Consider the following 19613-nt stretch of genomic DNA (forward strand, 5'->3'; position numbering starts at 1 on the left):
CCACAACACTTATTTGTAACGTTAGCAGGATGAATGAACGTGGTTACTCACCTAGAAGTCTGTATTGATAATATTGAATCTCTGCACTACGCCATTGCTGGCGGCGCCACTCGGATTGAACTTTGCTCCTCTTTGGCTTTAGGCGGACTAACACCCAGTTATGGCTTTATGCAGCAAGCGGCTAAGCTTTCTAGTGTTCCAGTTTATGCCATGATCCGCCCACGCCAAGGTGACTTCTTCTACAATGCAGAAGAGATCGAAATGATGCGTTGGGATATTGAAGCGGTTCACCAATCAGGCTTGAGCGGTGCCGTGTTCGGCGTGCTCACTCAAGACGGTGATATTCATATGCCTTACGCGGCTACGCTGTGTGAATTTGCTCAAGCGCTTGGCTTAGGCGTGACCTTCCATCGTGCCTTTGACCAGTGTCGTGACGCTGAAAAAGCTTTGGAAGAAGTGATCAGCTTAGGTTGTGAACGTATTTTAACCTCCGGTCTTGCGCCTTCAGCACCACAAGGGATCGATGTGCTTAGAGCTTTGGTTAAGCAAGCCCAAGGACGCATAGCAATCATGGCGGGTGCTGGCGTTAATGCGAGTAACGTACGTGAGCTAGTAGAAGACACTCAAGTTCCTGAAATCCATCTGTCAGGCAAAACCACACGCCCTAGCCAAATGACCTTTGTTGCTGAACAAAGCAAAATGGGCGCATCCGATGTCGATGATTTTTTAATCCCCATCACAAGTACACAAGCCATTACCGATGTCGTAGCAGCTCTCAAATAGACCACCGTAACCTCACGCGCATAGCTTTTGAGTGCTAACATATTGTTTATCAAGGAGTGAGGAAATGTGTATGTCTAAATTGAAGAAAAAGGAATACGAAAAGGAGCTCAAAAACCTTCAAGTTGAGCTCGTAAAACTTCAAGAGTGGGTCAAACACAAAGGGTTAAAAGTGGTGGTTCTGTTTGAAGGACGTGATGCTGCGGGCAAAGGCGGAGTGATAAAGCGAATTACAGAAAAGCTAAACCCGCGTGTTTGTCGCGTAGTGGCTCTGCCTGCACCGACAGAAAAAGAAAAAACGCAATGGTACTTCCAACGTTACGTCGCTCATTTACCATCTGCTGGTGAAATCGTTTTATTTGACCGAAGTTGGTATAACCGAGCAGGTGTCGAAAAAGTCATGGGGTTCTGTACTCCAGACGAATACGAGGAGTTTTTACGCTCTTGCCCTGAATTCGAGAGAATGTTGCAACGATCTGGGATTATTCTGATTAAGTATTGGTTTTCGGTTTCAGACGAAGAGCAGGAAAAACGTTTTCTAGGTCGAATTAATACGCCGATCAAACGTTGGAAATTCAGCCCAATGGATTTAGAGTCACGTCATCGCTGGGCGGAGTATTCGGAAGCAAAAGATAAGATGTTTGCCTATACAGACACGAAAAACTGCCCTTGGTGGGTCGTCCCTTCAGATGAAAAAAAGAAAGCGCGCTTGAACTGTATCAGTCATTTACTAAGCCAGATTGATTACAAAGCACTTGAGTACTCACCCATCGAATTACCTGAACTCAATAAAGAAGGTTACGTCAGAGCGCCCATTGATGATCAGACCTTCGTTCCTGATAAATATTAACGTGCTTTCCTTCTCTCTAATAAATAGGCCAGCCTAAAAGCTGGTCTATTTGTTGAAGTCAGTTACTTCAGTACGTCATCAATACTTTGATCACCTAGGTGGCGTACATCTTTCCCTTTCACAAAGTAAATAATGTATTCACAGATGTTCTGGCAGCGGTCCCCCACGCGTTCAATCGCGCGTGCAGACCACATCACTTGCAGAATATTAGGGATATTTTTTGGATCTTCCATCATGTAAGTCATCAACTGACGAATCACCGCTTCATACTCGGCGTCTAGTTTGTCATCTTGTTTGTGCACCTCTGCTGCCGCTTCTACATCCATACGGGCAAACGCGTCTAAAACCTGATGCAGCATATTAATTGCCTGACGGCAGAGAGGCTCTAACGACACTTGGAATTGTCGTTCTTTTGATGATGGGCTTTCAATGGCAACGTAAGCAATACGTGTCGCCACGTCACCGATACGTTCTAAATCAGTGATCGTTTTGATGATAGCCATAATTAAGCGCAAGTCTTTTGCCGTTGGCTGACGCTTAGCAATAATGCGTGTACAGGCGTCATCGATCGAGACTTCCATCGCATTCACTTTATGATCGTCACGCACAACCTTACGCGCCAGTTCGATGTCTTCTTTATGCAAGGCTTGAATAGCATACGAAAGCTGCTGTTCTACCAAGCCCCCCATGGTTAATACATGAGTACGAATCGATTCTAGCTCTACGTTAAATTGTCCTGAAATATGACGTCCAAAGTGCATGATGTTCCTTATTCCGTATAGAGTCGCGACTTAACCGTAGCGACCCGTAATGTAATCTTCGGTCTGTTTCTTCATTGGCGAAGTGAAGATCGAATCCGCGTCAGAGTATTCAATTAACTTACCCATATGAATGAATGCAGTATGATCACTCACCCGCGCCGCTTGTTGCATATTATGGGTAACGATAACGACAGTATATTGAGTCTTCAGCTCATTGATAAGCTCTTCAATAGTTAAAGTTGAGATTGGATCCAACGCTGATGTTGGCTCGTCCAATAACAGGACTTCCGGCTCAATCGCCACCGCACGTGCAATGACCAAGCGCTGTTGCTGACCACCAGATAAGCCAAATGCGTTCTCATGCAAGCGGTCTTTTACCTCATCCCACAACGCCGCCGAGCGCAAGGATCGCTCCACTGCGTCATCTAAACTGCGGCTGTTTTTTACACCTTGTAAGCGTAAGCCATAAACTACGTTTTCATAAATAGACTTAGGAAATGGATTGGGTCTTTGAAACACCATCCCCACTCGGCGTCGAAGTGTCGCAACATCGACATTAGGATGATAAACATTCTTGCCGTGGAGACGCACTTTACCTGTGACTCGACACCCTTCCACTAAGTCGTTCATGCGATTGATGCAACGTAATAACGTCGACTTTCCACACCCTGAAGGACCGATAAAAGCGGTGACTCGCCCTTTGGGAATTCGCATCGAAATATCATGCAGCGCCTGAGTTTGACCATAGAACAGATTAAGGTTCTCGATTGAGATGGCTGTTTGTTCATCCGTTAAATTATGAACATCCAATGGTGGCTCATAACCTAATGTACTATCAAAATTAAACATACTTAATCTTGTCCTAACGTTCTGTATTTTTCTCGTAAATTATTGCGAATACTGATTGCTGTTAAGTTTAGCCCGACAATCACTGTCACGAGTAAGAAAGAGGTAGCATAAACTAATGGTCGCGCCGCTTCGATGTTGGAGGTTTGAAAGCCAACATCGTAAATGTGAAAACCTAAATGCATGAACTTTCTATCCAAATGCACATAAGGGAATTGTCCGTCAACCGGTAAACTGGATGCCAATTTCACGACCCCCACCAGCATCAGTGGCGCTACTTCGCCAGCTGCACGTGCAATCGCAAGGATCAAACCTGTGATAATAGCTGGCGTCGCCATAGGTAAAACCACACGCCATAGTGTTTCGAACTGAGTTGCACCAAGCGCCAGAGAACCATGTCGTACTGAGCTCGGAATACGAGTTAAACCTTCTTCAGTAGTCACAATCACAACTGGAAGCGTCAGCACGGCAAGAGTTAGTGCAGACCATAACAAACCCGGCGTACCAAAGGTTGGTGCCGGTAGCTTCTCCGCATAGAATACGTTGTCGATAGAGGCACCTATCGTATAAACGAAGAAGCCTAAACCAAACACGCCATAAACAATCGATGGAACACCCGCTAGGTTTATAACTGCAATACGAATCACTCTGGTTAGAGCGTTATTCTTAGCGTATTCATGTAGATAGATAGCGGCGATCACCCCAAGTGGCATCACAATGATCGACATAATGAGTACTAAGAAAACCGTACCAAATATCGCAGGGAACACGCCTCCTTCGGAGTTTGACTCTCTTGGATCTTCAGATAAAAACTTCCAAACCTGTTTTCCCCAATGCATGACTTTATCAGGCAGTGACATTTGGTTTGGATACCAGTAGTCCAAAATATCTTCGAGCGGAATCGATACTTGTGACCCCGTCATATCCTCGGCAATCAAGGCGTAGTCAGAGAGCTGAAGTCGTAAACCATCAAGTTGCAAATCTAACGTCGCAAGCGCTTTTTCTATCTGCTCTTTTTTCGTCTGATTTTCCTTTAAGAAGCTTTCTGTCAGCGTGTCATTCAATTCATGCTTGCGCTTTTCTAATCGCAACTGCTCTAGCTTCCAACCAAGCTCTTTAAGCTGATCGACCACCAAAGAATCAATCTCATGGCGCAGAGTTTCTGCATCATCAAGCTTTTTATTTAGTACCGATTGAATATCACTGGTGTATATATTATCGCCATCTTGAAACGCCACCAGCTTACCAAAGAAATAACCACCGCTACTGCGCTCTATCACCGCCCACTCTTTTGGCGTCGTGGGCTCATCCAACTGCATTTGCAATACGGAGATAAAATCGGCGGGATACAACTCTCGGTTAGCGATTTTGATGTTGAGTCGCGTGGCAAAATCTTCATCGTCTTCTAACTGTTGTGCTGCGCTTTCAGGCAAATAACTCTTCGGTACAAAGCTGCGCTCATACACTTGACCAATCAGAATAGTATTTTCATGTAGCACTTCGCCTTGTACAGGAGTCAGCGCTGCAACATTCCACTGATACAAGGGCGCTGGCCAAAAGTAAGTCAGGCCTTTCCAGCCGATAAGGAGTAACAACCCTAATACCGACAACAAACTGATGCTGACTGCACCGCCTGTTAGCCATATCCACGGTGCGCCAGAACGAATCCAATTTAACACGTTATTACTCGCTCTTTATTCAAACCATTATTACAACGCACGGTACTTATCTCTCAGTCTCTGACGAACCCACTCCGCAAGCGCGTTTACTGCAAACGTAAACACAAACAAAATCAATGCAGCTAGGAACAGCAGGCGATAATGCGAACTTCCAACTTCCGACTCTGGCAACTCAACGGCGATGGTCGCCGACAGGCTGCGCAATCCTTCCAAAATATTCCAATCCATTAATGGCGTATTGCCCGTTGCCATTAACACAATCATGGTTTCGCCAACAGCGCGTCCCAGGCCCATCATAATGGCAGAAAAAATACCTGGGCTTGCAGTAAGCAAGACAACATAGATTAAAGTTTGCCAAGGCGTGGCCCCTAATGCCAAAGAGCCATCCGATAAATGCTTCGGTACAGAGAAAATAGCATCTTCGGCAATGGTAAAAATCGTCGGGATAACAGCAAACCCCATCGCTAGCCCCACCACCAATGCATTGCGTTGATCGTAACCAATACCATGCTCGGTTAAGAATAAGCGCATATCGCCACCAAAGAACGTCTGCTCAATCGTAGGCGAAATCCACACTCCAAACCCAATCAGTACCAATATGACAGGCATGAGCACTAAAGCATGCCAACCATTAGGCAGACGATTCCGCAAAGGTTGCGGTATTAATGCCCATAGCCCGCCCATAATCATGGTGCTCAAGGGCAAAACAAACAGCATAACGACGATCGTAATCAGGTGATCTTCGACAATAGGCGCGAACCACAATCCCGCGAGGAAACCAATGATCACCGTCGGCAGTGCTTCCATTAGCTCAATCGACGGTTTTACGACACGACGCATGCGTGGCGACATAAAGTAAGCCGTATAAATAGCACCTAGCACTGCGAGCGGTACTGAAAACAGCATCGCAAACATCGCCGCTTTTATCGTTCCAAACGCAATAGGTACTAGGCTGAACTTAGCCTCAAAGTTATCGCTCGCCGAAGTCGATTGCCACACAAATTCAGGCTCAGGATACCCTTCGTACCACACTTCTTGCCATAATGAAGACAATGAAATTTCCGGATAGGCATTGTCCACTTCCGCAACATTTAACGCATTATTTTGCCAAGTGATTAAGTAGCGTTCATTGTTAGACATTGCTGCGATTGCGGGCGCTTGATTATACGCACGCTTAAACAACACCAGTTTTTCACTGGTTGTATAATGGCTTTGCAACGTGCCGTTGGTGTAAAAGCTATAAAATCCTTTTCGATGAGAATCCGGCAACAAATACTTAAGCTCTGATGCCAATTTAAAATCACGAATATGCGTTAACGTGCGTTTTTCTTCTTGCAGCGTATCAAACCATTGCGACACCCGACCATCGTTGTGCGTCACCAAAAGCGAGTAAGCACCAGCCAATAAGTCTATCGTACGAACGGAATGCTTCTTATCACCTTGAGTGAGATCGACCACCTCTCGCACAGCAAATTTACGTGCGGTTTTCTTTAACACGATCAACTCAGAGCCATCGCGCAAATAAAGCGTTTCACCGTCAGGTGTCAACAACATTTGCTGAGGCGTATTAAAGCCTGAAGAGAACGTAAAATCGATCGTTGTAGGAGACGTACCCAAAGACGAAGCCACTTGCCAGCGAGCTTTCACTTCACCGCTTTGCGTCTGCCAAACAACCGTTGGTAAGGGCGTCGAAGCTGCAAATACAAACTGAGTCACAGGATCTTGAGGCGTACTTAGTGTCAGATCCATGCTGGTGTCTAGCTCAATCACTTCCGGAGGACGTGTATTTTCTCTCAATGTGGCATTAAATTCTGGCTTGAAAAGGTTCGCTTTACCCTGCCCATCAACAAATCCATACCAACCTAGCCCAGGAGCAGATTGAGAGAAAGCGACGGGTTTCTGGGCGATTTGCTGTGTATACACCGCAGGTTTCGTAGGATCGTCCATCGACAAATATTGAATCTCACCACTTTGGGTTAGAACGAACGCGAGCTGAGCGTAATCATCCACTGAAATCGCAAGTGGTGTTTCAATATGAGTGGCTCGAATGGCTTGGTTGGTTTTGATCTCCGCATCAGAAAAAAGCGGAATGATCACCATGGCGAGGTAGACAAAGATCAAAATAAGCGCCGCAAGTACGCCGACACCACCGGATGTCACTGCAAGTCGAACTAAACGATCTTTTATCAGTCGTTTCTTATCTTTTTCCTGCAATGAAAACTCGGCTTGTGCCATTTAAATCTCTACCTTTTTTGACTTAGTACTAGAATATGTCGTTAAGATGACAATTATATTACAGATCACATTAAACACCTGAAAAGAATACAACTCTTATGCAATGCGTGGTATGAAATAAATCTGTAATGAAAATCTCATAATGTTCTCACTCATCCATTTTTCCAAGATGAGTACGTATTACTTCACTTTTGGCTAGGTAAGGTTATGAGCGCAGAAAAACTATATATAGAAAAAGAACTGAGTTGGTTGTCTTTCAACGAACGAGTATTACAAGAAGCTGCCGATAAAACCGTCCCTTTGATCGAACGTATTCGCTTTCTTGGGATCTTTTCCAACAATTTAGATGAATTTTACAAAGTACGCTTTGCGGACGTGAAGCGCAGAATCCTAATCAGCCAAGAGCGCGGTGGCAGTGATAGCCCTAAACGACTGTTAACCAAAATGCAGTCGAAAGCACTAAAGCTTAACGAACAATTTGATGAGCTTTACAGCGAATTGATTCGAGAAATGGCGCGACGTCGCATTTTCTTGGTCAACGAACAGCAACTGGATGAATCGCAACAAAAGTGGATCGCGAAATACTTCCGTAGAGAGGTAATGCCGCATATCACTCCCCTCCTAATGAAAGACGAGATTGATGTTCTGCAATTTCTCAAAGACGAGTACGCTTACATCGCCGTAGAACTGCGTAAAGAAGAACATTACCAATACGCTCTGATCGAAATTCCGACCGATCACCTTCCCCGCTTTGTGATGGTACCAGAACAGAAAGGAAAGCGTCGAAAAACCATCATCTTACTTGATAATATTATCCGCCACTGTTTGGACGAGCTGTTCAAAGGCTTTTTTGATTATGATGAGCTTAGCGGCTATGCGATGAAAATGACGCGTGACGCTGAATACGATTTACGCAATGAAATCGAGTACAGCTTGCTTGAACAAATGTCAGAGGGTGTCAATCAGCGACTGACAGCAAAGCCCGTTCGCTTCGTCTACGAACGCGATATGCCGCCTCAAATGTTAGAGTTTCTGTGTAACAAACTTAATATCTCTAACTACGATAACCTTATCCCCGGCGGACGCTATCACAACTTTAAAGACTTCATCGGCTTTCCAAATGTTGGACGAGAATATCTTGAAAATAAACCTCTCCCGCCAATGAAATGTGCCGATTTCGAAGGTTATGCCAACAGCTTTGACGCGATTAAAGCGAAAGATATTCTGCTCTATTATCCCTACCACACTTTTGACCACATTAGTGAGTTAGTGCGCCAAGCCTCCTTCGATCCCAAAGTACTTAGTATCAAGATTAACATTTATCGCGTCGCGAAAGATTCTCGCTTGATGAACTCTTTAATTGATGCGGTGCACAACGGCAAAAATGTCACTGTGGTCGTCGAACTGCAAGCTCGCTTTGATGAGGAAGCCAATATCGAATGGTCAAAAGTATTAACTGAAGCGGGTGTGCACGTCATCTTTGGTGCGCCTGGTCTTAAGATTCACTCAAAGCTACTGATGATTAGCCGCCGCGAAGGTGAAGAAATTATTCGCTACGCACACATCGGCACAGGCAACTTCCATGAGAAGACGGCACGAATTTATACCGACTTCTCCCTGCTTACGGCAGATCAAGAAATCACTAATGAAGTCCGTAATGTCTTCGGTTACATTGAGAATCCATACCGACCAGTGAAGTTCAATCACCTTATGGTATCTCCTCGTAATTCTCGAACCCAAATCTACCGCTTAATTGATAATGAAATTGCGAATGCCAAGCTAGGGAAAAAAGCCGCTCTTACGATCAAGGTCAATAACCTAGTCGATAAAGGCATCGTCAATAAGCTTTATGGAGCAAGTACTTCCGGTGTAAAAATAAACATGATCATTCGAGGTATGTGCTCATTAGTACCGGGCATTGAGGGGATCAGCGACAATATTCGCATCATCAGTATTGTTGACCGCTTTCTTGAGCACCCTCGCGTGGTGATCACCCACAATGATGGCGATCCGCAAGTTTATATCTCCTCCGCAGACTGGATGACAAGAAATATTGATCACCGTATCGAGGTAGCAGTACCAGTCCGTGATCCACGTTTGAAACAGAGAATTATTGATATAACGAATATCCATTTTACCGATACAGTAAAGGCTCGTTTAATAGATAAAGAAATGAGTAACGCTTACGTACCACGAGGTAATCGCAAAAAAGTTCGCTCTCAAATCGCTATCTATGACTATCTTAAAAATATAGAAAAGCAAACTAGAAAACAAAATTCAGATGCCTCAAATACTTGAACAAGATACTCGCTACATTGCCGCGATAGACCTCGGCTCAAACAGTTTCCATATGGTGGTGGCCAAAGTTGTTGGCAGTGACCTACAACTGGTTAGTCGTCATAAACAACGTGTTCGCTTAGCATCAGGACTCGACAGTGAATTGAACTTAAGTCACGCCGCAATGGAGCGTGCGCTAGAATGCTTAGCCATGTTCGCTGAAAGGTTGCAAGGGCTTGATGAGTCAAATGTACGTATCGCCGCCACACACACACTAAGACGCGCTAAAAATGCCCACCTTTTCATCGAGCGTGCAAAAGAAGTGATGCCTTTCCCAATAGAAATTATCCCTGGAGAAGAAGAAGCCCGCCTGATTTACTTAGGCGTCGCGCACACTCAAGTAGAATCCAACTCCAAACTAGTCATCGATATCGGAGGCGGCAGTACCGAGATGATTATTGGACAAGAATTTGAGCCTGAGCTTCTCAACAGTAAACAGATGGGATGCGTCAGTTTTACAGAGCAATACTTTAAAAACGGCAAACTGTCAGGAAAAAACTTCAGCAAGGCGATGTTAGCTGCCGAACAAAAACTCGAGTCCATCGCTTCAACATATCGTAAAAAGGGCTGGGATATTGCTCTCGGCTCATCAGGAACCATCAAGGCGATTCAAGAAGTGCTAGTAGGATTAGGTTTTGAAGATGGCCTGATCACAGCGAGTCGACTGGATACACTTATCGAAACTCTGTGTAAATTTGATTCCATTGAAGATATTGAACTGGCGGGTCTAACAGAAGAACGTAAACCCGTATTCGCAGCAGGCGTAGCGATTTTGTCCGCGATTTTCAAAGCGCTTCGCATTGAGCAAATGTTTTTCTCCGATGGTGCTCTACGCGAAGGCCTGTTGTACGAAATGGAAGAACGTTTTGCACGCTCCGATATTCGCATGCGCACCACAGAAAATTTAGCCAACAAGCACCGAGTCGACTTAGAGCATGCCGCTCGTGTTAAGGGGCATGCACGTGAGATGTTATGTCAGGTACGCTCTGAACTAGGCATTAAGAAAAAGAGTGAGTTATTTGACTTACTAGAGTGGGCAGCGTTGCTTCATGAAGTCGGATTAAGTATCAACTTGCGTAGTTTCCATCGCCACTCTTTTTATATTCTGTTGCACTCCACCCTACAAGGCTTCAACCGTGAGCAGCAATTAGTGCTTGCAACATTAGCTCGCTTCCAGCGTAAAGCGCTCAAATTGCAAGAACTACCAGATTTCAACCTCTATAAACAGAGTGACGTTATAAGCCTCATCAAAGTATTACGACTTTCTATCGTATTAAATGGGCAGCGTAATGAAGATCCATTGCCTGATATCACCTTATCTATCAAAAATGACGAATGGATTCTCACCTGCACAGATGAAGCATGGCTAGAAAACAATAAATTACTTCACGCGGATTTACAGGAAGAACAAGAACGTTGGGACAGCGCGAAGTGGACACTCACTTTCTGATCTCGTACTGTCCATACCTAAATAAAAAGTCGGCTTACAGGCCGACTTTTTTTAACTCTTCTTCTGCAAAATCTGCCGTAATGGGCACATAACCATCTTTCTCAACCAACGCTTGTCCCTGAGCAGAAAAGATAAAGCGAATAAATTCAGCTTCAATTGGTGTTAATGGGTAATCAGGGTGCTTATTCACGTAAACATATAAGTAACGTGATAGTGGGTACTTACCACTAACAATATGTTCTCGCGTTGGAGTCACGTAGTCATTTCCCATTTTAGCCACAGGGACTAAGCGCACGCCTGCCACTCGATAACCGACACCGGAATAACCAATTCCACTGATGGTTGACGCTACAGCTTGCACAACTGACGCGGAGCCTGGCTGCTCGTTAACTCGAGTCTTGAAATCGCCGCCACACAAGGCATTACTTTTGAAGTAACCATAAGTTCCAGAAACGGAGTTACGACCAAACAACTGTACGTTTCGCTTTGCCCACTGTGATTCAAGACCGAGTTGCTGCCAGTTTGTTACAAATTGACTTTCGCCACAGCGTAGCGTGGCGGAAAACAAAGCATCTAATTGACTAAAGTTAAGACCTTGAATTGGATTATCTTGATGAACAAAAATACCGATTGCATCGATGGCTACCCTAAGCGCCGTTGGCTTGTAGCCATGTTCACGTTCAAACGCTTCTATCTCTCTTAAACGCATAGGGCGACTCATGGGACCAAACTGAGCTGTTTGTTCGGTCAATGCTGGAGGGGCAGTAGAAGAGCCAGACGCTTGGACTTGCGCATTAATATTCGGGTAAATGGATTTAAACTCTTCAACCCAAAGCGTTGTCATACCCGCAAGTGTATCGGAGCCAACAGAGAGCAAGTTCCCGACAATCCCCGTCGTTTTATGATAAGTCGGCAATGGTTTATCTTGAGCGGCAGCAATAAAAGAACAAACAAGCGCGAATAAACTGAATGTTTTTGCCAATCGTAAAGCCATTATTTCACCACCAAACGTTCAGGCAATACAAAAGAAAACTTACTGCCCACACCTACTTCACTGTGAATTTCTAAATGAGAGTCATGGTGACTCAGCGCGTGTTTTACAATGGCAAGCCCTAAACCACTTCCACCAGTATCACGTGATCTTGCTTTATCCACTCGATAAAAACGCTCAGTAAGTCGATGGAGGTGCTGAGGTTCAATACCATCACCACTATCTTCCACCTCTAAGCATGCGCCTTGAGAGGTCTGGAACCAACGAACATTAATGTTCGCACCAGGCGGTGTGTATTTGACGGCATTATAAACGAGGTTAGAGATAGCACTACGTAACTGGTCATCATCGCCCAGCACGCGTAGGCTAGCATCAACATCAAATTTCAATTTATGTTGGTTGTCCCCACTAAGGCTAACCGCCTCTTTTTCTAACACTTCAAGCATCGCGGGCACATTCACGACTTCCTCAAGCTCATGCATAGGTGCCGCTTCAATTTTAGATAGTGTCAGTAGTTGGTTCACCAAACTGTTCATGCGGTTAAGCTGCTCCGTCATGACACCATGAGCTTTGCTCCACATTGGACCTACGACCATATCAGGGTCTTCTGTCATCTCAAGATAACCTTGTAGCACCGTCATTGGTGTACGTAGTTCATGAGATACGTTGGCGAAGAAGTTGCGACGCATTCCCTCAAGTTGTTTTAACTGGCTCACATCACGCACTACCATCAAGTGCTCACCCTCGGTATACGGTACGATACGTAATTCCAGCATGCGTTCGACGTTGAGTGGTGAACGCATTTCTAATGGCTCAGAAAAGTCTTTCTTGTTGAGGTACTTGATAAAATCAGGTGTACGAATGAGATTCGAGATAGGTTGACCTGAATCTTCTGGCCAATGGAAGCCCAGTAAGTGCTGAGCCAGCTTGTTGCACCAAACAATATTGCCTTCAGCACGGAATACCACTACCGCATCGGGTAGCGATTCTGCACCATTTCTGAATCGACGAATAAGATTAGTAAGCTCTTTTCGTTTGCGGCGTTGGCGCTGTTGTAAGCGATACAACCCATTGAACAAAGATTCCCAGTTACCGCTACCAGATGGTGGCGTGAGGCGTTTTTCATCCCATAACCAAGAAGATAAACGTACTTGGTTATGCAAATGCCACACAAGCTGCAATGCCGTAGCAGCCAAAAGCAACCACGGCATATAACCGAATATCCAACCTACTATCACCCATGGGGTGTAAAAAAAAGCCAGCTCCCAGGCCAGCTTTTTCCACGTTAATCTTTCAACCACTCATAACTCCAGAAATGGTACCGATAAGCTGCGTGTTAATTTATGCCTTCGTCGAGAAGCGGTATCCAGCACCACGAACAGTTTGGATCAGCTTATCATGCCCTGCAGCTTCCAATGCTTTACGCAGGCGGCGAATGTGAACATCGACCGTACGGTCTTCGACATACACGTTGGTGCCCCAAACATTGTTTAATAGCTGCTCACGGCTGTATACGCGTTCTTGATGCGTCATGAAAAAATGAAGCATCTTAAATTCTGTAGGGCCCATGTCTAATGGCGCATCATTAGCCGTAACACGGTGCGATACAGGGTCAAGCTTCAATCCCTGTACATCAATTACATCTTCTAGTGCAGTAGGGGTAACGCGACGAATCACCGCTTTTAGGCGTGCAACCAACTCTTTAGGAGAGAATGGCTTAGTAATGTAGTCATCCGCACCGACTTCTAAACCGCGCACTTTATCTTCTTCTTCACCACGAGCGGTAAGCATCACAACTGGAATGTTGCGCGTTAATTCCTCTCGCTTCATATGTTTGATGAAGTTAATGCCACTACCGCCTGGTAACATCCAATCCAGTAAAACTAAATCAGGGAAGGGTTCAGCCAGTTTGGTTACTGCAGTATCGTAATCTTCCGCTTCTACCGCTTGGTAACCTTTCTGCTCAAGTACGAAGCACAGCATTTCGCGAATAGGAGCTTCGTCTTCAACAACCAGAATCCTTCTAGACATAATTGAGTAACCTTATGTTCGTTGAGCTAATGAATTTAAGAGACAAAGCGCCTCTCTTTGCATAAGCATTATCACTACCAATTATGACACTTTTGTGACCTTTGAAAACAAATTTTCATATAACTTTCTTTTGAGGTTCATTCGGATATTTTTCATTTCTATTAAGACATCAGCACAAAAATTCCCTATGATTAGTCCCTTGTCATCAAGCCTAGAGAAGATTTATGTGGTTTAAAAACTGTCTGGTATACCGCGTTAACCGCGAGGTTACTTTTAACGCCGAACAACTAGAAACTCAGCTGTCTGAATTCCGATTCACCCCGTGTGGCAGTCAAGACAAACAGAAATTTGGCTGGGTCAGTGCAATGGGTAGACATGGCGATATGATGACTCACGTGTCAGAAAACCGCATTCTGATTTGCGCCAAGAAAGAAGAGAAAATGCTACCTGCCTCTGTGATCAAAGAATCATTGAATGCAAAAGTAGAAGCAATGGAAGCGCAAGAAGGTCGTCCTCTGAAGAAGAAAGAGAAAGACAACCTGAAAGATGACATCGTAATGGATTTACTGCCGCGCGCATTCAGCCGCAGCAGCCACACTCACGTGCTCATCATGCCAAAAGAAGGTTTTATCCTTGTTGATGCAAGCAGCTATAAAAAAGCAGAAGATGTATTAGCATTGCTTCGTAAAACCATGGGTAGTCTACCTGTTGTTCCTGCTATTCCAGAAGTGGCGATTGAAACTACGCTAACCGAGTGGGTGAAAAGCGGTGACACACCTCAAGGTATCAGCATGATGGACGAAGCTGAGCTAAAATCCGTACTTGAAGAAGGTGGTGTGATTCGCTGTAAGAAGCAAGAGCTAACCACTGATGAAATCCGCAACCACATCGCTGCGGATAAAGTCGTGACGAAACTTGCGCTTAATTGGCAAGATCGTATTGAGTTCATTATGACGGAAGATGCAGGCATCAAACGTCTAAAATTCTCTGATGAATTGAAAGATCAAAACGATGATATTCCACGTGAAGATCAAGCAGCTCGATTTGATGCAGACTTCTCTCTAATGTGTGGAGAGTTCAGTGCTTTCCTTCCCAACCTATACGATGCGCTAGGCGGCTTACCGAATCCTAACGCTTAATTTTGTATAAAGGTTAACCATAACGCCCTCACTTTTTTTGAGGGCGTTTTTCTATCTGAAGCACAATTACCCTAGTCACAGTTCACATTTTGACGTAAAATTTGCGCCCCATTTCCATTAGGTGGAATTGGCCTGACTTGTGATCAGATAAAAGAGAATTGAGCAATGACAACTGAGAAAGCATTCGTGCCTGAGCTACTATCTCCAGCGGGCAGCCTGAAAAACATGCGTTACGCATTCGCCTACGGGGCAGATGCAGTTTACGCTGGCCAACCTCGCTACAGCCTTCGCGTACGTAACAACGAGTTTAACCACGAGAACCTAAAAATCGGTATCGATGAAGCCCACGCCCTAGGCAAAAAGCTTTATGTGGTATGTAACATTCAACCACACAACTCGAAGCTAAAAACGTTCATCCGTGATCTTAAGCCAATCGTAGAGATGGGTCCTGACGCATTGATCATGTCAGATCCAGGCCTAATTATGATGGTTCGTGAAGCTTTCCCAGAAATGCCAATTCACCTTTCTGTACAAGCAAACGCTGTAAACTGGGCGACCGTTAAGTTCTGGGCAGCGAATGGCGTGGAACGTGTGATCGTTTCTCGCGAGCTGTCACTAGAAGAAATCGAAGAAATTCGTGAGCATTGCCCTGAAACTGAGCTTGAAGTATTCGTTCACGGTGCATTATGCATGGCTTACTCAGGTCGTTGCCTACTTTCTGGCTATATCAACAAACGTGACCCTAACCAAGGCACTTGCACTAACGCATGCCGCTGGGAATACAAAGTTGAAGAGGGTAAAGAAAACGACGCTGGTGATATCGTAGAGAAATTCGACCCGACTGAAGCACAGCCTGTCGAAGTACAAGACGAGCGCCCTGAAACCACAATTGGTCGCGGCAAACCAACAGATGAAGTCGTTCTGCTTTCTGAAGCGCACCGTCCAGAAGAAAAAATGGCGGCCTACGAAGATGAGCATGGTACTTACATCATGAACTCTAAAGACCTACGAGCGGTTCAGCACGTTGAACGCTTAACTAAGATGGGTGTTCACTCATTGAAAATTGAAGGTCGTACTAAATCGTTCTACTACTGCGCACGTACCGCTCAAGTTTATCGTAAAGCAATTGATGATGCTGTAGCAGGTCGACCATTCGATGAAAGCCTAATGGGTACACTAGAAAGCCTAGCTCACCGTGGCTACACTGAAGGCTTCCTACGCCGTCATACACACGACACTTACCAAAACTACGATTACGGTTACTCAGTCTCTGATGCTCAACAGTTTGTTGGTGAATTCACTGGCCAACGTCGTGGTGACATGGCTGAAGTAGAAGTAAAAAATAAGTTTCTTGTCGGTGATAGCCTTGAACTAATGACGCCAAAAGGCAATATTGTTTTCACGCTAGAGGCAATGGAAAACCGCAAATCAGAGTCTATTGAAGACGCGAAAGGAAACGGTCACTTTGTATTCATTCCAGTACCAGCAGAGCTAGATTTAGAATATGGCCTATTAATGCGTAATCTAAACTCAGGGCAGGACACCCGTAACCCGACTGGTAAGTAACCATGGCCTTGCTCATTACTGATAAATGCATTAACTGCGACATGTGTGATCCCGAATGCCCTAATGGGGCAATCAGTATGGGAGAGAGCATTTTCGAAATTGATCCAGCGCTATGTACAGAGTGTAAGGGGCATTACGAAAAGCCGACCTGTCAGTCAGTGTGTCCAATTACAAAATGCATAATCACTGATCCGAACCATGTCGAAACTGAAGAGCAGTTGCTTGAAAAATTCGTGATTATTCAAGGGTTAGCATAAGAGCAATTAGGTTCAACTTTGACATCAAAGTTGAACCTTTTCTCAACCTGATTTTTCAATAGGGATAATATTGCAGAATAGCTCTTTTTCAAAATGATACTCTAGTCTCTCACGCCAATTCTCCGCTTGAGAAACAGGTATTAAATAAAAGTTTTCTCGGCTCGTATCAGTAACGAAAGCCATCCCATATTGCATCAGCTCATAATGCACATCATTAACAAAACCCGGATCAAGGCGTTGACGCCCAGTCAGGTGATTCACATCCTCTCGAGTCAAAGAGACTCCTTTAGTATCACTGCTAAATCTGTGTCTTAACCACTCTGCAAATTCTTTTGCACAAATCATAGTCATGGTTTTGTCCTTGATTTACTCTTCTAACAGGAAAAGGGCATATCCCTGCCTTACACACTTGTCTGCGTTGTTATCGCTTTTTAGCCAACTGACAGACATATTGCTAAGAAACCAGAGTATCGTGACGAAAGATCTTTTTCTAAACAAAGAAGTTACAACTTACCCATACTACAACTCTTTGTTTAATTTAGATTTCTATAATATGTCCCCAAAACTAATTGGGTTAGTTTTTGTATTGGTATTATTCAATGTAGACAAAAGTATGATGTTTCTCCAGTTTCATAAAAGAGATCACCAAGTACAGATAAACCTGGAGAGTAACACTAATTAGGATTGATAAGCGGCAAGCATTGAGGTGGAACGACTTTTTTTCGTTTGGGCTTAGAGGTTGTTTTTACCCGTGGAGGGGTATCAATAAGTTTCGCTTTCGGGGCCCAACTTGCGAGCTCAACACCGCAGCCATCGCCTACTGGAGGTGGTGCTTGATCAACACAATAGTCGCTCGAATCAGGACAAGACAACCTGACGTGAAAGTGGTAATGATGCCCCCACCATGGACGTACTTTACGTAACCAAGAACGATCTTTGCCGTTTTCTTGCAAGCAAAGTTGCTCCTTAATAACAGGATGTACAAAAATTCGTGCAACATCCTTACTTTTTGAAGCGTACCGAATTAGCTTAAAGTGCCGTTCTTCCCAGCGATGATTAAGTATGGAATAACCTTTTAAATCCACCACACTCATGGGCTTAGGAAGTTGTAATTCGTTATAAGAAAGCGGTTGGTCAGCAAGTCTTAACCAGATATCGATATCTAACCCGGTTTGATGACTAGAATGACCAGAGGAGAACCTTCCACCTCTAGGTAAAGATAAATCACCAATTAGCAGAGTGGTGTTGAGATTTTGATGAGCTTTAAGCGCCAGATTTTCAATAAACTCTATCGTTTTAGGGTGCCCATAGTAGCGCTTCGTTTTACTACGTAAGACTTGATAACCAACGCCATCGAGAGGCAAGGGTAATGCACCATCTAAACAACCGTTAGCATAACTACCAATAGAGGAGGAAGAGTTTCGGGTAGGATTAACCGCAGACTCCCAAGGAGTAGAACATACTGAAGCTGAGAAACATAAACCCAAAGTTACAATGAAACTCAGCCTCATAGCCTTTAACCTTTAGTAGTGTTCGCCATTATCGTAATAAGCTTTAGGAGATAAGGCGGAAAAGATAACTGCAACATCAATATCGGCACCAGCGATACCGCGCACTTGTTGCGTAATAAGCTTGGCAACTTCATCTTGCACTTCCTGGCCACGGTCGAACCAAAGCACTTCGACAAAAGGATATGCAGCACTCACCTCACCCTCATTGAAAAACGTAGTGTAGATATACTCAAAAGTAAAATCCTCACGCGGACAGTCCATTAGAGGCTGAAGTTCATCCGTAAGGGGTTTTGATAATGCCTGAACAGCTTGTGGCTCTACAGCACGGAATCGAAAATGTGGCATAAACTTACTTCCTAATTATTAGCATTAATGCATGATGATAACAGGAACCAAGTCAGTAATCATCCAAGTCAATGTAACCACTAACCTTTCAATAAATTGTGAATCAGATGTGCTCGATAACGAAGAAAAAGTGTTATGAAATTCGAAGGTAAACCAGAAAGAACAAAGCGATACATCAACATTTAGTAATTACATTACTAGAAAATAAATCTACCTGAAGCAAAGGTATGCCATATTCGTTGGATAAACATACACCTGACATCGGAACTATACGTTAGGAATAAAAGACATATTCGTTAGAAATAAAAGAGCCCCTGACCTAAGCCAGAGCTTATGAACATGGGGGATAGGTGAAGTGGACCAATATCCCGGAGATATGAGCTTTCAATCCCCCGATACTTTGGTATCAGAGGAGTCGACAACTCTTCCAACTAGTCAGCTTCTCTTTTCTTCAGATGCAAAAAAGCCCCAGCATTACTGCTGAGGCTTCAGAGTATGGCAGGGGTGGAGAGATTCGAACTCCCAACACGCGGATTTGGAATCCGCTGCTCTGCCAATTGGAGCTACACCCCTGTAATTCGTGTTTATTGAGACGACGCTCAAATAAGTGGCGGAGTGGACGGGACTCGAACCCGCGACCCCCGGCGTGACAGGCCGGTATTCTAACCAACTGAACTACCACTCCGCAGTGGTATCACTCGCTTTAATAAGCAAGCGTCCGCTTTTGTCTTCACTTTTCGAAAAAGTGAAAATAAAACTAAAGCCTGGCGATGTCCTACTCTCACATGGGGAAGCCCCACACTACCATCGGCGCTATTTCGTTTCACTTCTGAGT

17 protein-coding genes and 2 tRNA genes are annotated in these 19613 nt (G+C 44.5%); 7 read left to right on the forward strand and 12 right to left on the reverse strand.

The features are described from left to right. Positions 1 to 33 precede the first annotated feature (33 nt). Both R7Z10_RS12840 and ppk2 read left to right on the forward strand, forming a co-directional pair. On the forward strand, positions 34 to 783 hold the full coding sequence (locus R7Z10_RS12840; RefSeq protein ID WP_225491880.1) for a copper homeostasis protein CutC: 750 nt from the start codon (positions 34 to 36) through the stop codon (positions 781 to 783). 70 nt (positions 784 to 853) lie between these two features. Beyond that, the gene (gene ppk2 / locus R7Z10_RS12845; protein ID WP_318104982.1) at positions 854 to 1630 is read left to right on the forward strand and encodes a polyphosphate kinase 2; all 777 of its coding nucleotides are present in this window, start codon (positions 854 to 856) and stop codon (positions 1628 to 1630) included. Between the two features lie 62 nt (positions 1631 to 1692). Here the strand turns inward: ppk2 and phoU are convergent, their stop codons facing one another. Genes phoU through R7Z10_RS12865 form a run of 4 tightly spaced genes read right to left on the reverse strand, consistent with a single transcriptional unit; the run spans position 1693 to position 7151 of the window. Next, complete coding sequence (gene phoU / locus R7Z10_RS12850) at positions 1693 to 2391, reverse strand: phosphate signaling complex protein PhoU (protein ID WP_005381744.1); 699 nt, start codon at positions 2389 to 2391, stop codon at positions 1693 to 1695. A gap of 30 nt (positions 2392 to 2421) precedes the next feature. Beyond that, positions 2422 to 3240, reverse strand: a complete 819-nt coding sequence (pstB, locus tag R7Z10_RS12855; RefSeq protein WP_005381745.1) for a phosphate ABC transporter ATP-binding protein PstB — start codon at positions 3238 to 3240, stop codon at positions 2422 to 2424. A gap of 2 nt (positions 3241 to 3242) precedes the next feature. Beyond that, positions 3243 to 4916 carry a phosphate ABC transporter permease PstA gene (gene pstA, locus R7Z10_RS12860; protein WP_151514535.1) on the reverse strand — a complete coding sequence of 558 codons (1674 nt, stop codon included), beginning with the start codon at positions 4914 to 4916 and terminating at the stop codon, positions 3243 to 3245. A 30-nt stretch (positions 4917 to 4946) separates the two neighbouring features. Next, positions 4947 to 7151 carry an ABC transporter permease subunit gene (locus tag R7Z10_RS12865; protein ID WP_315956862.1) on the reverse strand — a complete coding sequence of 735 codons (2205 nt, stop codon included), beginning with the start codon at positions 7149 to 7151 and terminating at the stop codon, positions 4947 to 4949. Positions 7152 to 7358: 207 nt separating this feature from the next. Between R7Z10_RS12865 and ppk1 the strand changes: the two genes are divergently transcribed. Together ppk1 and ppx are read left to right on the forward strand one after the other, a co-directional pair. Further along, positions 7359 to 9449 carry a polyphosphate kinase 1 gene (gene ppk1 / locus R7Z10_RS12870; protein ID WP_005381748.1) on the forward strand — a complete coding sequence of 697 codons (2091 nt, stop codon included), beginning with the start codon at positions 7359 to 7361 and terminating at the stop codon, positions 9447 to 9449. Further along, positions 9433 to 10938, forward strand: a complete 1506-nt coding sequence (gene ppx, locus R7Z10_RS12875; protein WP_318101978.1) for an exopolyphosphatase — start codon at positions 9433 to 9435, stop codon at positions 10936 to 10938. The genes ppk1 and ppx overlap by 17 nt, the downstream gene beginning before the upstream one ends. A 34-nt stretch (positions 10939 to 10972) precedes the next feature. On the opposite strand, the gene R7Z10_RS12880 is transcribed toward ppx, so the two are convergent. Genes R7Z10_RS12880 through phoB form a run of 3 tightly spaced genes read right to left on the reverse strand, consistent with a single transcriptional unit; the run spans position 10973 to position 13960 of the window. Next, complete coding sequence (locus R7Z10_RS12880; protein ID WP_318102306.1) at positions 10973 to 11932, reverse strand: phosphate ABC transporter substrate-binding protein PstS family protein; 960 nt, start codon at positions 11930 to 11932, stop codon at positions 10973 to 10975. Then, complete coding sequence (phoR, locus tag R7Z10_RS12885; protein WP_005383667.1) at positions 11932 to 13230, reverse strand: phosphate regulon sensor histidine kinase PhoR; 1299 nt, start codon at positions 13228 to 13230, stop codon at positions 11932 to 11934. Before phoR ends, R7Z10_RS12880 begins: the two co-directional genes overlap by 1 nt. A gap of 40 nt (positions 13231 to 13270) precedes the next feature. Then, positions 13271 to 13960 carry a phosphate regulon transcriptional regulator PhoB gene (gene phoB, locus R7Z10_RS12890; protein ID WP_005381752.1) on the reverse strand — a complete coding sequence of 230 codons (690 nt, stop codon included), beginning with the start codon at positions 13958 to 13960 and terminating at the stop codon, positions 13271 to 13273. A 224-nt stretch (positions 13961 to 14184) separates the two neighbouring features. Here phoB and rdgC point away from each other — a divergent pair, with 224 nt between their 5' ends. The 3 genes from rdgC (at position 14185) to R7Z10_RS12905 (ending at position 16922) form a co-directional block, all read left to right on the forward strand. Further along, complete coding sequence (rdgC, locus tag R7Z10_RS12895) at positions 14185 to 15099, forward strand: recombination-associated protein RdgC (RefSeq protein ID WP_005381753.1); 915 nt, start codon at positions 14185 to 14187, stop codon at positions 15097 to 15099. A 165-nt stretch (positions 15100 to 15264) separates the two neighbouring features. Continuing rightward, positions 15265 to 16665: a tRNA 5-hydroxyuridine modification protein YegQ gene (yegQ, locus tag R7Z10_RS12900; RefSeq protein ID WP_053306549.1), complete on the forward strand. Its 1401-nt coding sequence runs from the start codon at positions 15265 to 15267 to the stop codon at positions 16663 to 16665. A gap of 2 nt (positions 16666 to 16667) precedes the next feature. Continuing rightward, positions 16668 to 16922, forward strand: coding sequence for a YfhL family 4Fe-4S dicluster ferredoxin (locus R7Z10_RS12905; RefSeq protein ID WP_005381763.1), 255 nt, complete (start codon positions 16668 to 16670; stop codon positions 16920 to 16922). A 42-nt stretch (positions 16923 to 16964) separates the two neighbouring features. Here R7Z10_RS12905 and R7Z10_RS12910 read toward each other — a convergent pair whose 3' ends face one another. From R7Z10_RS12910 to R7Z10_RS12930, 5 genes are all read right to left on the reverse strand, one after another. Beyond that, positions 16965 to 17273 (reverse strand): hypothetical protein, encoded by a 309-nt coding sequence (locus tag R7Z10_RS12910; protein WP_005381765.1) that lies wholly within the window; start codon positions 17271 to 17273, stop codon positions 16965 to 16967. A 323-nt stretch (positions 17274 to 17596) separates the two neighbouring features. After that, positions 17597 to 18433 (reverse strand): penicillin-insensitive murein endopeptidase, encoded by an 837-nt coding sequence (gene mepA, locus R7Z10_RS12915; RefSeq protein WP_262597681.1) that lies wholly within the window; start codon positions 18431 to 18433, stop codon positions 17597 to 17599. A gap of 12 nt (positions 18434 to 18445) precedes the next feature. Beyond that, positions 18446 to 18778, reverse strand: a complete 333-nt coding sequence (locus tag R7Z10_RS12920) for a DUF1904 domain-containing protein (protein ID WP_005381768.1) — start codon at positions 18776 to 18778, stop codon at positions 18446 to 18448. Between the two features lie 496 nt (positions 18779 to 19274). Further along, positions 19275 to 19351: transfer RNA gene (locus R7Z10_RS12925), tRNA-Trp, on the reverse strand. 35 nt (positions 19352 to 19386) lie between these two features. Then, positions 19387 to 19463: transfer RNA gene (locus tag R7Z10_RS12930), tRNA-Asp, on the reverse strand. Positions 19464 to 19613: the final 150 nt, after the last annotated feature.

It is taken from the genome of Vibrio sp. Vb1018, assembly GCF_033338775.1.
In the GTDB taxonomy this organism is placed as follows: domain Bacteria; phylum Pseudomonadota; class Gammaproteobacteria; order Enterobacterales; family Vibrionaceae; genus Vibrio; species Vibrio alginolyticus.

Bases quoted from the DNA above. Each gene is read 5' to 3' on its own strand.
- R7Z10_RS12840 (WP_225491880.1), top strand. From the start codon at position 34: ATGAACGTGGTTACTCACCTAGAAGTCTGTATTGATAATATTGAATCT.
- ppk2 (WP_318104982.1), top strand. From the start codon at position 854: ATGTCTAAATTGAAGAAAAAGGAATACGAAAAGGAGCTCAAAAACCTT.
- phoU (WP_005381744.1), bottom strand. From the start codon at position 2,391: ATGCACTTTGGACGTCATATTTCAGGACAATTTAACGTAGAGCTAGAA.
- pstB (WP_005381745.1), bottom strand. From the start codon at position 3,240: ATGTTTAATTTTGATAGTACATTAGGTTATGAGCCACCATTGGATGTT.
- R7Z10_RS12865 (WP_315956862.1), bottom strand. From the start codon at position 7,151: ATGGCACAAGCCGAGTTTTCATTGCAGGAAAAAGATAAGAAACGACTG.
- ppk1 (WP_005381748.1), top strand. From the start codon at position 7,359: ATGAGCGCAGAAAAACTATATATAGAAAAAGAACTGAGTTGGTTGTCT.
- ppx (WP_318101978.1), top strand. From the start codon at position 9,433: ATGCCTCAAATACTTGAACAAGATACTCGCTACATTGCCGCGATAGAC.
- R7Z10_RS12880 (WP_318102306.1), bottom strand. From the start codon at position 11,932: ATGGCTTTACGATTGGCAAAAACATTCAGTTTATTCGCGCTTGTTTGT.
- phoB (WP_005381752.1), bottom strand. From the start codon at position 13,960: ATGTCTAGAAGGATTCTGGTTGTTGAAGACGAAGCTCCTATTCGCGAA.
- rdgC (WP_005381753.1), top strand. From the start codon at position 14,185: ATGTGGTTTAAAAACTGTCTGGTATACCGCGTTAACCGCGAGGTTACT.
- yegQ (WP_053306549.1), top strand. From the start codon at position 15,265: ATGACAACTGAGAAAGCATTCGTGCCTGAGCTACTATCTCCAGCGGGC.
- R7Z10_RS12905 (WP_005381763.1), top strand. From the start codon at position 16,668: ATGGCCTTGCTCATTACTGATAAATGCATTAACTGCGACATGTGTGAT.
- R7Z10_RS12910 (WP_005381765.1), bottom strand. From the start codon at position 17,273: ATGACTATGATTTGTGCAAAAGAATTTGCAGAGTGGTTAAGACACAGA.
- mepA (WP_262597681.1), bottom strand. From the start codon at position 18,433: ATGAGGCTGAGTTTCATTGTAACTTTGGGTTTATGTTTCTCAGCTTCA.
- R7Z10_RS12920 (WP_005381768.1), bottom strand. From the start codon at position 18,778: ATGCCACATTTTCGATTCCGTGCTGTAGAGCCACAAGCTGTTCAGGCA.